At 65.8% G+C, this 14,902-nt stretch carries 15 protein-coding genes; 10 read left to right on the top strand and 5 right to left on the bottom strand.

The features are described from left to right. Positions 1-25 precede the first annotated feature (25 nt). The 5 genes from FRZ44_RS12725 (at position 26) to FRZ44_RS12705 (ending at position 4,314) form a co-directional block, all read left to right on the top strand. Positions 26-241, top strand: coding sequence for a hypothetical protein (locus tag FRZ44_RS12725; protein WP_151177545.1), 216 nt, complete (start codon positions 26-28; stop codon positions 239-241). Then, complete coding sequence (locus FRZ44_RS12720; protein ID WP_151177544.1) at positions 241-1,659, top strand: amidase; 1,419 nt, start codon at positions 241-243, stop codon at positions 1,657-1,659. Before FRZ44_RS12725 ends, FRZ44_RS12720 begins: the two co-directional genes overlap by 1 nt. Before the next feature lie 16 nt (positions 1,660-1,675). Continuing rightward, on the top strand, positions 1,676-2,500 hold the full coding sequence (locus FRZ44_RS12715; protein WP_151177543.1) for a PhzF family phenazine biosynthesis protein: 825 nt from the start codon (positions 1,676-1,678) through the stop codon (positions 2,498-2,500). 69 nt (positions 2,501-2,569) lie between these two features. Then, positions 2,570-3,241 (top strand): pyroglutamyl-peptidase I family protein, encoded by a 672-nt coding sequence (locus FRZ44_RS12710; protein ID WP_151177542.1) that lies wholly within the window; start codon positions 2,570-2,572, stop codon positions 3,239-3,241. Further along, the gene (locus FRZ44_RS12705) at positions 3,238-4,314 is read left to right on the top strand and encodes an ABC transporter ATP-binding protein (RefSeq protein WP_151177541.1); all 1,077 of its coding nucleotides are present in this window, start codon (positions 3,238-3,240) and stop codon (positions 4,312-4,314) included. The genes FRZ44_RS12710 and FRZ44_RS12705 overlap by 4 nt, the downstream gene beginning before the upstream one ends. Here the strand turns inward: FRZ44_RS12705 and FRZ44_RS12700 are convergent. From FRZ44_RS12700 to FRZ44_RS12690, 3 genes are all read right to left on the bottom strand, one after another. Further along, positions 4,268-5,101: an ABC transporter permease gene (locus FRZ44_RS12700; RefSeq protein WP_151177540.1), complete on the bottom strand. Its 834-nt coding sequence runs from the start codon at positions 5,099-5,101 to the stop codon at positions 4,268-4,270. The genes FRZ44_RS12705 and FRZ44_RS12700 overlap by 47 nt on opposite strands. 16 nt (positions 5,102-5,117) lie before the next feature. Continuing rightward, complete coding sequence (locus FRZ44_RS12695) at positions 5,118-6,005, bottom strand: ABC transporter permease (protein WP_151177539.1); 888 nt, start codon at positions 6,003-6,005, stop codon at positions 5,118-5,120. A 72-nt stretch (positions 6,006-6,077) separates the two neighbouring features. Then, a complete protein-coding gene (locus FRZ44_RS12690; RefSeq protein WP_151177538.1) occupies positions 6,078-7,259 on the bottom strand; it encodes an ABC transporter substrate-binding protein in 1,182 nt (393 codons plus the stop codon). Between the two features lie 562 nt (positions 7,260-7,821). On the opposite strand from FRZ44_RS12690, the gene FRZ44_RS12685 reads away from it, so the two are divergent. Then, positions 7,822-8,022, top strand: coding sequence for a DUF6356 family protein (locus tag FRZ44_RS12685; RefSeq protein WP_151177537.1), 201 nt, complete (start codon positions 7,822-7,824; stop codon positions 8,020-8,022). A 55-nt stretch (positions 8,023-8,077) separates the two neighbouring features. Here the strand turns inward: FRZ44_RS12685 and FRZ44_RS12680 are convergent, their stop codons facing one another. Beyond that, the gene (locus tag FRZ44_RS12680; protein WP_151177536.1) at positions 8,078-9,214 is read right to left on the bottom strand and encodes a porin; all 1,137 of its coding nucleotides are present in this window, start codon (positions 9,212-9,214) and stop codon (positions 8,078-8,080) included. Positions 9,215-9,568: 354 nt separating this feature from the next. Between FRZ44_RS12680 and FRZ44_RS12675 the strand changes: the two genes are divergently transcribed. Genes FRZ44_RS12675 through FRZ44_RS12660 form a run of 4 tightly spaced genes read left to right on the top strand, consistent with a single transcriptional unit; the run spans position 9,569 to position 14,005 of the window. Beyond that, complete coding sequence (locus tag FRZ44_RS12675) at positions 9,569-10,627, top strand: Bug family tripartite tricarboxylate transporter substrate binding protein (RefSeq protein WP_151177535.1); 1,059 nt, start codon at positions 9,569-9,571, stop codon at positions 10,625-10,627. Between the two features lie 35 nt (positions 10,628-10,662). Next, on the top strand, positions 10,663-12,150 hold the full coding sequence (locus tag FRZ44_RS12670) for a tripartite tricarboxylate transporter permease (RefSeq protein WP_151177534.1): 1,488 nt from the start codon (positions 10,663-10,665) through the stop codon (positions 12,148-12,150). Further along, entirely contained in the window at positions 12,147-12,623 is a 477-nt protein-coding gene (locus tag FRZ44_RS12665; protein ID WP_151177533.1) for a hypothetical protein, read from the top strand. Before FRZ44_RS12670 ends, FRZ44_RS12665 begins: the two co-directional genes overlap by 4 nt. Next, complete coding sequence (locus FRZ44_RS12660; RefSeq protein WP_151177532.1) at positions 12,614-14,005, top strand: phenylacetate--CoA ligase family protein; 1,392 nt, start codon at positions 12,614-12,616, stop codon at positions 14,003-14,005. The genes FRZ44_RS12665 and FRZ44_RS12660 overlap by 10 nt, the downstream gene beginning before the upstream one ends. Positions 14,006-14,014: 9 nt before the next feature. On the opposite strand, the gene FRZ44_RS12655 is transcribed toward FRZ44_RS12660, so the two are convergent. Beyond that, a complete protein-coding gene (locus FRZ44_RS12655; protein ID WP_151177531.1) occupies positions 14,015-14,899 on the bottom strand; it encodes a class I SAM-dependent methyltransferase in 885 nt (294 codons plus the stop codon). Between the last annotated feature and the right edge of the window lie 3 nt (positions 14,900-14,902).

Here is a 14,902-nt window from a genome sequence, read left to right as displayed (position 1 = left end):
GCCTCGGCCCGGAGGAGCGCCTTCCATGCGACGCGTCACGCGCGACAGCCTGCGCCGGATGGTGGAGGAGCTGCCGAGCGTCGGGTGGCCCGATGCCGAACTCGACGGTCTGGTGGCACCGCAATTCGGTGTCATCACCGGTTTTCCGGAATTCCTGACCGAGGTCGAGGCGCTGTGCCGCCTCGACCTCGGCGCGACCGGCTTGCCCGGACGCCTCCCCGACAAGAAGCGCAGGCCTTGATGCCCGCGCCCTGCCTCACGGAATCCGCGGCGCGGCTGGCGGCGTCGGCCCGCGAAGGCACGGCCTCGGTCACGGGCATGATCGATCGGCTGCTGGACCGGATCGATCGCCTCAACGACAAGACCAAGGCTTATATTTCGGTCGATGGCGAGGGTGCACGCGATGCGGCGCGGCGATGCGAGCGGCGCGAGATCGCGGGGCCGCTGGCGGGCGTGCCCTATGCCGCGAAGGATCTGTTCGAGACGCGCCGCCTGCCGACCACGGGGGGCTCGCGGGTGCTCGAAGGCTGGCAGTCCGATCGTGATGCCGCCGCGATCGAGCGGCTTAATGCGGCCGGCGCCATCCTGATCGGCAAGGCCAACCTGCATGAGTTCGCGCATGGCACGACCGGCGAGAATGCCCGCTTCGGCACGCCGCCAAACCCCTGGGGCCCGGGCCGCATGGCCGGCGGCTCCAGCAGCGGCTCGGCGGTCGCGGTGGCGCAGGGGCTCGCCTGTTTCGCGCTTGGCAGCGACACCGGCGGCTCGACCCGCGTGCCGGCCGCGCTCTGCGGCCTCGTGGGATTGAAGCCGACCTATGGCCGCGTCAGCCGCGATGGCATGATCCCCTATTGCTGGTCGCTCGATCATGTCGGGCTGATCGCCGGCTGTGTGGGCGACGCGGCGCTGGTTCTGCAGTCACTGGCCGGCCACGACCCGCGCGACAGCGGTTCGGCCGAATGGGTCGTGCCCGACTACGCAAAAGCCTTGACGCGTGGCGTAAAAGGTTTGCGCATCGGCGTTCCCGAGCGTCATTTCTTCGAGCATGCCGACCCCGAGATTCTGGCGGCCACGCGCCGCTGCCTGGCCCGCCTCGCCGAGCGCGGCGCCACGCTCCTGCCGGTGACGCTGCCGGATCTGGCCCAGGCGCGCACCGTATCGCTGCTGCTGCAGATGCCGGAGGTGCTTTCCTATCACCGACGCTATCTGCCGGAGAAGATGGCCCTCTATGGCGAGGATGTGCGCAGCGGCCTGGCCTTCGCGCAGTTCATTCTGGCCGAGCATTATGTGCGGGCCCAGCGCATGCTCGAGAAATATCTCCGCGAGACCGAAGCGGCGCTGGCGGGCGTCGATGCTATCGTGACGCCGACCTGCCCGATCGTGGCGCCCAGGCTCGGCACGGTCGCGGTGGCGACGGATGGGCTGGAGGAGCCGGTCGGCAATGCGCTGACGCGGTTCACTTCCTTCTTCAACATGACGGGCGCGCCGGCGATGTCGGTCCCGAGCGGCTTGCACAGCACCGGCCTGCCGATGGGCGTGCAGATCGTCGGACGGCCCTTCGACGAGGAAACGGTGCTCGCGATCGGCCAGGCCGTCGAAGACCGGCAGGGCCTGCTGCTCGATCCGGCGGCCGGCTGCTGCGACGGCGCGGCGATCTGAAGATGAGGAAACGGATATGACGACAAGCCAGGCGACCAGCATCCCGCTTTATCTGGTGGATGCCTTTGCGGAGCGTCCCTTTGCCGGCAACCCGGCGGCGGTCTGCGTGCTCCCCGCCTGGCCGACGGAGTCCTTGCTGCTCGCGATTGCGGCCGAGCTCAACCTGTCAGAAACGGCCTTCGTCGTGGGCAGCAAGGGCACTTACGAGATCCGCTGGTTCACGCCGACACGGGAGGTCGATCTCATTGGCCATGCGACCCTGGCGGCGGCGCATGTGGTGCTGGGCGAGGTCGAACCCGGTCTGCAGGAGGTGCGGTTCCGCTCCGGCGCGGAGACCATCACGGTGAAGCGCGAGGGCGAGACCCTCGCCATGGATTTTCCGGCGCTGCATTCGATTCCGGCGCAACATCCGGTTCCCGTCGCCCAGGCGCTGGGTCTGACGCCGGCGAAGGTGCTCGCGGCCAAGCATTACATGGCGCTCTATGAGACGGCGGATCAGATCCGCGCGCTGAAGCCGGACATGGCGGCCCTGGCGGCGCTCGATCTGCCGGCGGTCATGGTGACGGCGCCCGCCGACGAGGCCGGCATCGACTTCGTCTCGCGCTTCTTCGCCCCTGCCAATGGCGTGCCCGAGGATGCCGTCTCCGGCGTGGCCCATCTGGCCCTGGTGCCTTACTGGTCGGCGCGCCTGGGCAAGAAGCGCCTGGTCGGCCGCCAGCTCTCGCAACGCGGCGGCATCGTGATCGGCCTCGACCGTGGCGCGCGCGTGACCCTGATGGGCCGCACAGTGCTGCTCTTCTCCGGCGCCATCCATCCCGAGGGATCGCGACTGGCAGGCTGAGGCGTCACGCTCGCCTCGCCGCCGGGGATTTGTTAGGCTTCGCCGCCCTTTCATCGGGAGGCAAGCCTCATGCGGCAGCGCAAGGCCTTGGTTACGGGTTTCGAGCCCTATGGCGGGCGGGGCAGCAACCCCGCCTTTGAGCTCGCGCGCGGGATCGACGGCGCCTCGATCGCGGGCCTGACGGTCGCGGGCCGCGGGCTTCCGGTTCAATTCGACGGCTTGCAGGCGCGGCTCCAGGATCTCATCGAGGCCGAGAGACCCGACCTTGTGATCAGCGTCGGCCTCTGGCCGGGCGAAACCATGATCCGGCTCGAACGCTTCGCTCATAATCTCGCGGATTTCGACATACCCGATAATGCCGGTAGCCGGATTCGCGACGGCGATGTCCAGGGCAATGGCGCCGTGGCACTGAAGGCGAGCTGGCCGGTGCGCCGGATCCAGGAGCGCATCCTGGCCGAAGGCGTGCCGGCGAGGCTCTCCGAGACGGCCGGGACCTTCCTCTGCAACGCGACGCTCTATGCCTGCCTCGAAACGCTCGAGAAGCAGGGCGGCCAGCGGCTTTGTGGTTTCATGCATGTGCCTTACATGCCGGCCCAGGTAGCGGAGTTGATCGCCGAGGTCGGGCGCGAGGGTACGCAGGAGCTGGGGCAGCGCGCCGACCTCGCATCCATGGATCTGGCGGTGATGCGCCGCGCGCTGGATCTGGCCCTCGAGGTCTGTGCCGACGAACTCGGTGGATGACGGGGCCGGTTTTGGGCGAGACGATCGTTGAGCTGTCGGGAGTGAACAAGCGTTTCGATGGCGCCGTCACGGCCAACAATCTTTCCCTCTCGATCGAGCAGGGCGAGTTCTTCACCCTGCTGGGGCCCAGCGGTTCAGGGAAATCCACAGTCTTGCGCATGATCGCCGGTCTGGAGCGGCCGGATTCCGGCCGCATCACCATCGCCGGCAAAGATGTGACCCATGTGCCGCCCTGGCGGCGCAATCTCGGCATGATGTTCCAGAGCTACGCCATCTTTCCGCATATGACGGCGGCGCAGAATGTCGGCTATGGGCTCAAGGTGCGCGGCTGGCCTGCGGAGAAGATCGCCTCTCGTACAGCCGAGATGCTCGAGCTGGTCGGCCTCTCGAGCCATGGCGGCAAGAACGCCACGCTTTTGAGCGGCGGCGAGCAGCAGCGGGTGGCCCTGGCGCGGGCTTTGGCGCCGCAGCCGGCCGTGCTCTTGCTGGACGAGCCTTTGTCGGCGCTGGATGAGAAGATCCGGCGGACCATGCAGAGCGAGCTCAAACGCATCCATGGCATGACACAGACGACGTTCATCTATGTCACCCATGACCAGGAGGAAGCGCTGACGATGAGCGATCGCATTGCGGTGCTGAATCACGGGGTCTGCGCCGAATGCGACGAGCCCGAGCGGCTCTATCGCCGGCCGCGCACGCGCTTCGTCGCCGGCTTCTTCCGGGGGTGCAACATCCTGCAAGGCAAGGTCGAACGCGATGCTGCCGGCAACCCGCGTGTCAGGATCGGTGGCGCCGAGATCGCGCTTTCCGGCGATGGAATTCCAGGTGATGGTCCGGCGGCCTTCATCATCCGTGCGGAAAATCTGCATCTCGACGATGTCAGAACCTATCCGATCCGGTTCCAGGCCAAGGTACTGGAGGTGACCTATCGCGGGACGGTCGTCGATTATTTGCTGCAGCTCGCCGATGGGCAGACGGCGGTCGCAAGCGCGACGAGCCGAAGCCTCGCGGCGCCCGGGACCACCATCATGGTCGGGCTGGCGCGCGAGGATTTGATCGCGCTGCAGGGTTGATGCGAAGCCGCCGCGGCTGGCGCAGCGAGAAGGCTAATAACACTACCACCAGTGCCAGGGTCAGGGCGATCAGCAGACTCATCAAGGCATGCAGGGTCGGCGACAACCCGACCTGGAGATAGGTCGCCCAAATATAAGTCTGGATCGTGTTGTAAGGGCCCTGCACCAGGGCGGTGCGAACCGTCTCGTTGAAGGAGAGAATCAGCGCGAAGACAGCCGCCCCCATGAGGCCTGGCCAGATCAGCGGCAGCTCGATATCGATGAAAGCGCGCCAGCGATTGGCGCCCTGGATGTAGGCCGCTTCGAGGAATACCGGGTCGAAAGTGGACATGACCGTCAAGATGATGATGGTCGAGAAGGGAAGGGCCCAGAGGACCTGGACCACGGCAATCGACCATAAGGAGGGCGGCAGCTCCAACAGCCGGAAGAAGAAGGCGCTCGCGAGCCCCAGGCTCACGCCGGGGATGAAAAGCGGCAAGAGCATCATCATCAGCAACAGCCGCTTGAAGCGCGACCGGCGCACGGCCATGGCCCCCAGCAGCGCCAGGGGCGGCGTGGCGAGGGCCACGATGATGCCGACGACCAGTGTCGTGCCGATGGATTTAGTCAGCAGGGGATTATTCGGCAGCTCCGCATACCAGCGCAGCGTCGGTGTCGCCAATCCGCCGACGGTTCCATCCGCACTGAACGAGAATAGGAAAGGCGGCACGAGCGGCAGATAGAGCAGCAGCAGCACCCAGGCGATGCCGTTCCAGGCGAGGAGATGGAGCAGATGGCTGCGGTTCATGATCGGTGCCTGCGCATCAGACCCGCCAGCGCACGATCTTGCCGAGGAAGGATCGCAGATCGAAGGCGAGAAACCAGAATCCGAGCAACAGCAGCATGGCGAGGATGACCACGCTCGACATGGCGGCCGCCAGCGGATAGTTCAGCACGTCGAGCGTTGAGGTGATCGAGTTGCCGATCATCTGATAGCCGACCCCGCCCAGGATGATCGGCACGGCGCTGTCGCCGAACGCGCCGACGAAGCCGAAAATCGCGGCAGCGAAGATTCCTGGCAACGACAGCGGCAAGGTGATGCGCAGGAAGGTGCCCCAGGGATGGGCACCGAGGATCCAGCTGGCTTCGGTCAGGCGCCGGTCGATCCCGCTGATCGAGAGCCAGAGCGGGAACACCATGAACGGCATGTAGGAGGTGACGAATCCGACCTGGACCGAGAAGTCGCTGAAAAGCAGCCAGTCGACGGATTTACCGACCAGCCCTGCCGCCTGCAGCGCCTCGTTGATCGGTCCCGTGCGGCCGAGAAGATAGGTCCAGGCGAAGGTGCGGATGACGTAATTGACCAGAAACGGCACGGAGAAGAGGAAGAGGATGCTCCGCGCCAGGTCGCGGCGCATATGGCGCGCGAGGTAATAGGCGATGGGGTAGGCGATCGCGAGGCCGATGGCGGTCGAGATTCCCGCGGCCACCAGACTTCGCTCGAGCACCACCAGCCGCACGCCGCCCAGGAAGTCCGTATAGGAGGCGAGGGTGAAGGCGGGTTTGAGCTTGAAACCCGCGCGCTCCCAAAAGGAGATGACAATGCTGAGCGCCAGTGGGATCAGCAGGAAGATCGAGACGAAAGCAGCGGGCAGGGCCATCAGGGCCCGGCCGCCGGCCTGTCCTGCCAGATCACCCGGTCTCAGCGCCATGAAGGGTCCGGTGATTGCACGAGGAGAAGAGGCCCGCTCTTTCGAGCGGACCCTTCTCGGGATGAAGGAAGATCACGCGGCCTTGAAACGCGCCCACTCGGATTCGTAAGTCTCGACATTCTTCGGCCAGCGATTCTGCCAGGTGCCACCTTGGGCGAGCTTGGCCTCGACGCCTTTGGTGATGGCTTCGACCTTGGCCGCCTCGTCGGCGCTGAATTCGCCGGTGTTGGCCTTGGCATAAGACACGGCCTGCGGGTTCGTCATATAGCCGCGCAGGCTCGTGATCTTGGCGCCATACCAGCCGCCCAACATGAAATCGAGCAGAGCATAGGCGGCGGCGGTCTGTTCCTGGGTCCGGTTCGGGTTCTTGACGATATAAGCGGCCATGGCCCAGAGCAGGTAACCCTCGCTCGGCTTGGCATAGACGGCCTTCACGCCCTTGCTGTTGGCCACGAACACCATCGGCTCCCAGCAATCCATGACATAGACCTCCTTGTTGACGAGGAGGCCGACCGATTGCTCGAAGGAATTCCAGATCACACGGAACTGGCCTTCCTTCTTCTTCTCGATTAGGAAATCGACCACGGCCTTGATCTCGCCGGGCGTCATGTCGTGCGGATCCTCGATGGTCGCGAGCTTCGCGGCCTTCATATAGAGCGCCGTCTTCTGGCCCGCGGTGGTGTAGTTGTCCTCGAGCGCGACATAGCCTTTGAATTTGGGGTCGAACAGCGCGCCATAGGAGGTGAGCTCGCCGCCGGTCGCTTCCGGCAGATAGGCGAAGGAATCGCCCTGAATCACCGTCGGCACGCCATAGATCTTCTTGTCATAGCCGATGAAGTCGAACCCCGGCGTGCCTTGTGTCAGGTATTTCTGCACGAAACTGTCCTTGGCCCAGTTCGGCATCTTGCTCGTGTCGATCTCATCGATGAGGCTGTTCTCGACCAGCGGCTTCTGCATGCCGCCGACGATATTGATGATGTCATAGGTGCCTTGGCCGCCGCCCGCGATCAGCACATTGAGGATGGCCGAGGGCGCATTGCCGAAGGCGACGAGATTGACGCCCCAGCCCGAGGCGGCGGTGTATTTCGACCAGTCGCCGCCCGGATCGCCGACGCCGATATCCGCGAACTGAACCGTGCCCTTCGTGGCAGCGAACGCTCTGGACGAAAGCTGGCCGATGAGCGGCAAGGCCGCGGCACTGCCGATGCTTTGCCGCAACAACGACCTGCGACTGATCCCCTGTTCGAACAACATGAGAGTCTCCTCGGGTTTTCTTTGTGATTGGCAAAGCCAACAAACCCGGGCGGCCGTCCCACTGTTTCGCGCGTCCGACGCCCGGTCGTAGTGCAATTCCCTTGGGCCCTTGGCGACGGGCAAAGAACCGTCGCGTCAGCCCGATGATAGGTCGGCAGGGAGGCCGGTCAAGCAATCTGCCGGGGTAGACAGATATTTCATAACCGCCGGAATGGCTTCCCAGGGTTGGCGATGTTGCATTGCATCATCGCGGGAATGCCGAATCATGGTCTTCGCGCGGGTGCGCGCGAGCGTGTCCTGGGGGCAGAGGGCTGGACATGGTCGGGATCATCGATCGCGGACGTCGTCGCGTCAGCATATGGCTGCTTTCGAGCGGGGCCGCGATCGCAACCGCTTTGACCGTGATGTTTTCCCGGGGCTTCGAGGGAACCGCCGCCGATTTCTATCGCGTCCGGGCGGTTCATTTAGTAGCGAGCTCGGGCGCCGGTGGCGGCTATGACGGCTATGCACAATTGCTGCCATCCCATCTGACAACAGCCCTGGCGGGCATTGGAGGGTGGCCATGGGATTCGGCCTGCGCCTGTTCAACGCCTCGCTCGCCTGCGTGATGCACGCCTTCTTGCCCGGTCTCTTCGTCCGTACCGGCAGCGAGGCGATCGAGCGGCTCCATGACCGCATGGTGGTCAACCGTCAACGCCATGGCGGAGCAAATTCAGGTGGGGCGAATCTGGTGGATGTCCTTCGGAAGTCCGGCACGCGCTGACAAGGTTGCTTTTCGACCTGTCACGCAAGGGGTCCGGCCCGCGGGCCATCCCGACCTAGAACCCGATGAAGAATCCCACGCCGCCTTCCCAGGTATTGTCGTCCTGGTGGCCGGTGCCGCCGCCGGCATTCATGGTGTTGTAGCCGACCATGCCATCCAGCGAGAGGCCCGGACCGAGATCGTAGCGGCCGGTCACCTCGACGATGTCGATCCTGTCGGACGAGCCGCCGCTTGTCGCATATTCATAGTCGCCATGCGACCAGGCCAGACCGACGGTCCAGGCATCCCAATTGTAGGTGGCGCCGAGACCCGCGACCCAATAATCGGCGCCGCTGGCGCTCTGCCAGTTATCGAAGTAGAGACCGGCGCCACCGACCGTGAAGCCGGCGAACGTCACGATCAGATGGCCGTCGAGGCCCCAGCTGGTCTGCACATTGTGGTTCCCGCCCGTGGACTCGAATTGACCCTCGCCAAATCCGATACCGGTCGCGAGGTCGATGCCATTGAAGTCGTGTTCGAAGTTCAGGGCCGCCGAGATGACGTTCTGAACCTGCCCTGAATTGTTGCTCAGGGTCGTTCCGCCGGGCCCCGACCAGTAGGAATAGCTGTTCTCGCCGCGCCGATCCGGAGCGAAGGACACGGCGAAGGAGAAACCGGCAAAGGTCGGGCTGAAATAGATGATCTTCGTGGCGTCGCTCGAGATATTCAGCATGGTGCTGTTCGTCTGGAACGAGCCGTTGTTGAAGTTGTTGCCGTGGTTGTTCGAAAACTCGAAGTCCGGGGTATCGACGCCGAACAGCTCGGAAGCGCTGGGGATCAGATAGTGCAGTTGCCGGCTCGCATCGTCGTCATCGCCGAAGCGGACCTGACCCCACCCGCCCTTGAAATAGGCCCAGACTTCGTCGATCTGGTCGTTGGACTGCTGGCCTTCCATTTCGATGCGCGCACCGACCGTCAGGCCATTGTCGAGCTTGGCCTCGCCCTTGAAATGGACCTCGACATCCTGGCGGAAGACGACGTCGCGCGTATGGGCGCCGGGTTCGCCGTCATTGTTGCTCTGGGAAAAGACGAGGCCCGCCGCCGCCTCGTAGTACCCGCCGAGGCCCAGTTGGATGCCTTGCGCCGCCTGGGCATTGCCCGCAACGAGTCCGACGCCGACCAGCGCGGTCGACCCGAGAAGAACAAATTTCATGACGAACGGCCCCCATCCGTCGATTTGCGATCGACGGTGCGATCGCCTGCTGTCTGATATGCCGAAAATCCCCTAACAAGGTGAGAATACAGTCTTATCCAGGGATGCCTATGGCGGCTGGCGTGCCTCCCCCTTTTGCGCGTCGGTCTCGAACCTGGCCGGGCTTACGATGGACTTCCGGCCCGGGGGCCCGGCCGCGATGATGTCTTCGATCCCCTTCAAGCCATTGATTGTGCGATAAGAAGGGAGAAGGGCTCGCGCCGGCTTGGGGCTGTCGCGGGCGCCCGGTTCGGCCCATGGCGCAATCGGGCGACCGGTCTAGAATGCGGAGTCGAGGGGCAGGCGGGGGGAAGCATGGCCGAGGTCGTCGATTCGGGGCGCCGCAGCGCGACCGCGTGGCTGCTCGCGATCATTGCCGCGGGCGCGGTCGGAGGCGCCGGGTTCCCTTCCCAAGTCCAGGCTGCCGGGACCGCCGCCGACTATTACCGCGGCCGCACCGTTCGCCTCGTCGTGGGATCGGGCGCAGGCGGTGGTTATGACAGCTACGCGCGGTTGCTGGCGCCGTTCCTGGCGAAGGAGCTGGGCGGGGACGTGCTCGTCGAAAATCGTCCGGGTGCCGGCGGGCTGCTGGCGCTCAATCAGATTTACGATGCCGACCCGGACGGCCTCCTCATGATGATCGTTTCCGGTTCGGGGGCGGCGCTGGCCCAGCTCCTCGGCCAGGAAGGGGCCAGCTTCGATCTCCAGCGCATGACCTGGATCGCCGGTCTGGGCGCGGATACGCCGATCGTGATGCTGAGCCCGCGCTCCTCCTTCCGTAGCCTGGCGGAATTGATCTCTGCCGATCATCCGGTGAAATGGGCAGCCTCGGGTCGGTCGACGGGTCAAGGTCTGTGGATCAGCGTTTTCACGCATGCGCTGGCGATCCCGTCCAACCTCATCACCGGCTACAAGGGCTCCAACGAAGCGTCGCTCGCCGCCATGCGCGGCGAGGTGGACGGGATCATCGTCACCGCCAGCTCGGCGCATAGCTATGCGCAGGACGGTCAGCTTCTGCCGATCGCCGCCATCGGCCATGAGCGCTCGACCCTGTTTCCCGACCTCCCCACGGTGTTCGAGCAGGCCACCCTGACCGCCGACGCCAGCTGGTGGATGGAATATTGCGTTCGTGTTGCCGAAGTGACCCGTACCATTATCGGCCCTCCCGATCTTCCCGCCGATCGCGCCCGGTTTCTCCAGGATGCCTTTCAAAAGGTGCTGAGCGACCCGGCGGTGCTGGCGGCCGCGGCAACGGCCGACAGGGTTCTGGTCTACCAGACGCCGGATTTCGTGCGCGGGCAGTCCCTGGATCTGCTGACCGGTGTCGACGACGCGCATCGCGAGACGCTCAAGACGCTGCTGGTGAGCGAGTAGGGGGCGGCCCTGAGCAGACGCGGCGACCGGTTCGCATGAGCGCGCTCGATATCTTCGCCCAGGGCGCCATCGCGTTCCTGCGCTGGGACGTGATGCTGGCGATCCTCATCGGCATGTCGCTGGGGCTGTTCTTCGGCCTGCTGCCCGGCATCGGCGGCGTCACGGCCCTGGCGCTGTTGCTGCCGCTGGTGCAGGGCATGGATCCGTTGCCGGGCCTGGCCTTCCTGCTGTCGGTCCATGCCGTGATCTATAACGGCGGCTCGGTCACGGCCGTTCTCTTCGGCGTGCCGGGCGCGCCACCCTCGGCCGCCACCTTGATCGACGGCCAGCCGTTGGCGCGGCAAGGCCGTGCGGCTTATGCCATCGCGGCGGCCCTCTCGGCCTCGGCCATCGGCGGCGTGATCGGCGCCTTGGCGCTGGGATTCCTGTTGCCGGTGCTGAAGCCGGTGGTGTTCCTCCTGGGGTCGCCCGAAACCTTCCTCCTGGCGCTCGCCGGCGTCGCCTGCCTCGCCATTCTCGGCAAAGGCAGCATGACCAAGGGTCTCATCGCCGGCGGCCTCGGCCTCTGTCTCGCCATGGTCGGCTATCAGCAGACGACCGGCGTGCCGCGCTTCTGGTTCGGCAGCGACTATCTGCTCGACGGCTTCCGCGTCGTGCCGGTGGTGACCGGCCTCTTCGCCATTCCGGAGCTGGTGCGCCTGGCCATGACCGGCTCGGCCATCGGCCCGGCCAAGGCCGAGGGCGGGATGCCGGCGCGCCAGATCGTCGACGGCATCCTGGCGCCGCTTCGCCATTGGGCGCTGACTCTGCGCTGCTCGCTGCTCGGCGTGTTGATCGGAATCATTCCCGGTATCGGCGGCGAGGCGTCTTCCTTCATCGCCTATGGAACGGCGAAGCAGACGGCACGCAATGCCGACGCGTTCGGCAAGGGCGCGATCGAAGGCGTGATCGCGCCGGAATCGGCGAACAACGCGAAGGAGGGCGGGGCGCTGGTGCCGACCCTCGCACTCGGCATTCCGGGCAGCTCCGGCATGGTGCTGATGCTGGGCGCCTTTCAACTGCTCGGTCTCGAGCCGAGACCCCGCTTCCTGAAAACCCATATGGATCTCGCGATCGGGCTGACCTTGACGCTGGCAGTCGCCAATGTCCTGTCGGCCGTCATGATGCTGGCCCTGGCAAGGCCGCTGGTCAGCGTCAGCGCCTTGCCGGGCCGCGTTCTGGCCCCCGTGCTGATGGCGATCGTGCTGCTCGGCGTCTATGCGGTCGAAGGCAGTTTCGCCGATATTGCGGTCACCTTCCTCTTCGGCGGCCTCGGGCTGGCGATGCAGGGGCTGGGTTATGGCCGCGCCGCGCTGGTGCTGGGATTCGTGTTGGGCCACCTGGTCGAGACCTATTTCGGAATCTCGCTTCAGGCTTATGGCGCGGGCTTTCTGCTGCGGCCGACCACGCTCGCGATCGGCCTGCTGCTCCTGGCCGGCATGTTCTGGCGCCCGGCGGTGCAGTTGCTGCTGAGGCGCCGATGAGACCTGCGTTGCGCGACAGCGAGCTGCTGTTTCCGGGGCTGATCGCACTCCTGCTCCTCGTGGCCCTGACGCTCGATGCCCTGGTCTATCATCACGGGCTCCGCGTGCTGGGTTTTCCGGCGGCGCTGGCCGTGGCGACGGTCGGCCTCTGTGTCTTGCGCCTCGCCGAACGCCTGCGCGAAAGAGGCAGGGCGGTGCGCGCCGGGCCGGCCGACAGTTCCGTCGAGCCCGCTTCCGCCGTGCCGGTCGGACCGGCCTTGCGGGCGATGCTCGGCCTGATCGCGGCGGTGCCTCTGGTCTGGCTGTTCGGCTTCGCGATCGGCTTGCCGCTCTATGTCGGCGGTTATGTCAAATGGCGGGGTGCCCCCTGGTGGGTGGCGTTGCTCTGCGCTGCTCTCGCTCTGGCAGCGGCACTGGGCTTCATCGAGCTTCTCGGCATGCCGCAACCGCGAGGACCTTTGGTATGGCCTTGAATACAAGGAAGTCCGCGAACGATCTGCCCTTGCCGCCGCCCGGGACTCCCGTCGCGCGCATGATGCATCGCTTGCAGCATCGCCTGCAGGACAGCCAATGGTGGAGGCCGGAGCGTCTGCGCCAGGCCCAGTTCGAGCAATTGAAGGCGCTGCTGCGCCATGCCGCGGCGACGATTCCGTTCTATGCCGAGCGGCTGCAACAGGCGGGATTTCACCGGGGCATGGTGCTCGACGAGGCGAGCTGGTCGCAGTTGCCCGTCCTGACCCGTCCCGAAGTGCAGGCCGCCGGCAACAAGCTGCTGTCGAAGGACCTGCCGGAGCATCACGGCCGTCGTCACGAGATCCGTACCTCGGGCTCCACGGGCCAGCCGGTGCGGATCGTTACCAGCGACCTGGCACAAACCTGGTTCCGCGCCGTGGGCCTGCGCGAGGCGCTCTGGCAGCAGCGCGATTTTTCCGGCTTCTTCGCCGTCATCCGCAAGTTCGAAAGGAGCGACATGGCGCTGCCGCCGGACGGCGAGGATCTGCCGCGATGGGGCGACCAGCGGACCTATCCGTTTCCGACGGGAAAGGCGGCCCGTCTCAGCCTCCTGGCGTCGGTGGCGCAGCAGGCCGACTGGCTCATGCGGAAGAACCCGCACTACCTGCTGACCTATCCCTCGAACCTCGCGGCGCTGGCCCAATATTGCGGCGACGCCGGGATGCGGCCGAGCAATCTGCGCCAGGTCCTGTCGATCGCGGAATTGCTGCCGCCCGAAACGCGCACCCTGGTGCGCGAGACGTGGGGCGTGTCCATCGCCGATGTCTATTCCTGCAAGGAGATCGGCTATTTGGCGCTGCAATGCCCCGCGCGCGAGAATCACCTCCATGTCCAGAGCGAAACCGTCCTGCTGGAAGTGCTCGACGAACAGGGGCGGGCTTGCCGCCCGGGCGAGGTGGGTCGTGTCGTGGTGACGCCGCTCTTCAACTTCGCCATGCCACTGCTGCGTTACGCGGTCGGCGATTACGCCAAGGTCGGCGCGCTTTGCGATTGCGGCCGCGGGCTGCCCGTCCTGGAGCAGGTGCAGGGACGTGTGCGCAACATGCTGACCACGCCCGATGGCGGGCGCTATTGGCCCTCCTTCGGTTCGCGGCGCTTCCGGGAGATCGCGCCGATCCGCCAGCATCAGTTCGTGCAGAAATCGCTGCAGCGCCTGCAGGGGCGCCTCGCCGTCGAGCGGCCCCTGACGCCCGAGGAAGAAACAACGCTGCGCGCCCATATCCTGACGCGGCTGCCGATCCCCTTCGAGATCGATTTCGTCTATGTCGACGAGATTCCCATCAGCGCCGCCGGGAAGCTCGAGAATTTCATCAGCGAGATCGACAACCCGCCGCCCCGATAACGCCGCCGGTCAGTCGCGGATCGCGATGATCTGGGCGTAGTTGGCGCCGCCCGACATGGTGGGGCCGAGCGGCGCCTGCGTCGAGCGCGGACCGACGGGCGCCACGACCACCTGCTCCAGGCGGAAACCGGCCCCGTGGAACAATTCTTCCAGCTCCGCCACCGAGCGCACCGGGTGGGTCTTCTGCTTGGCGTGGGCGTAGGCGTCGGCCATGGTCGCGATGACTTCCGGCGAGACGTCGATCCGGTCCTGCGCCGCCGCCGTCGCAGCCAGCACGCGCTCGCGCAGGCCCTTGGCCTGGGCGGGCGTGAAGCCGACGCGCTCGGGCGCCTCGGGCCGGATGCGGTTGACCGTGACCACACGGCCGCCCGGCCGCAGCAGCTCATGCCAGCGCGCCACCAGCGTCGGCCGGACCTCCGGTGCAAAGCGCCCGAGGAAGGAATGGGTACAGATCATGTCGAAGGGCGAGGCCTGGCTGTAGGCGAGAATGTCGCTGCGGACCGCTCGGACCGCCAGCCCATGGCGTGCGGCATACCATTCATTGAGGCGCAGCGGCGTGGCACAGAGATCCAGCACGGTGACGGTGGGGCTGGCGCCTTGCGCCTCGAAGATCCAGCGCAGGCAATGGAGCAGCGCATAGTCGGCCGTCCCGGAGATCAGCACGCGGCGCTGCCCGGCCGCGATCGCCGGCGTCAGCGCCGCCCGATAGAACTCGGCATGGTCGCGCGGCGTGGTGATGAAATCGAACAGGCGCAGATATTGCCAGAAGCCGTGATACCAGGCGCAGCTCTCGCCGCTGGCGGGATCGCGATGACAAAGGGTTGGCGCGATCTCGCGCGCCAGGGGGGCCGAGAGGGCGAGCGGTTCTTCGAGGAAGGAAGTCGGAGATGTCATGGC

It is taken from the genome of Hypericibacter terrae (genome assembly GCF_008728855.1).
GTDB classification, from domain to species: domain Bacteria; phylum Pseudomonadota; class Alphaproteobacteria; order Dongiales; family Dongiaceae; genus Hypericibacter; species Hypericibacter terrae.
The sequence above is the reverse complement of the archived record's forward strand: the minus strand, read 5'-3'. Positions and strand labels throughout refer to the sequence as shown.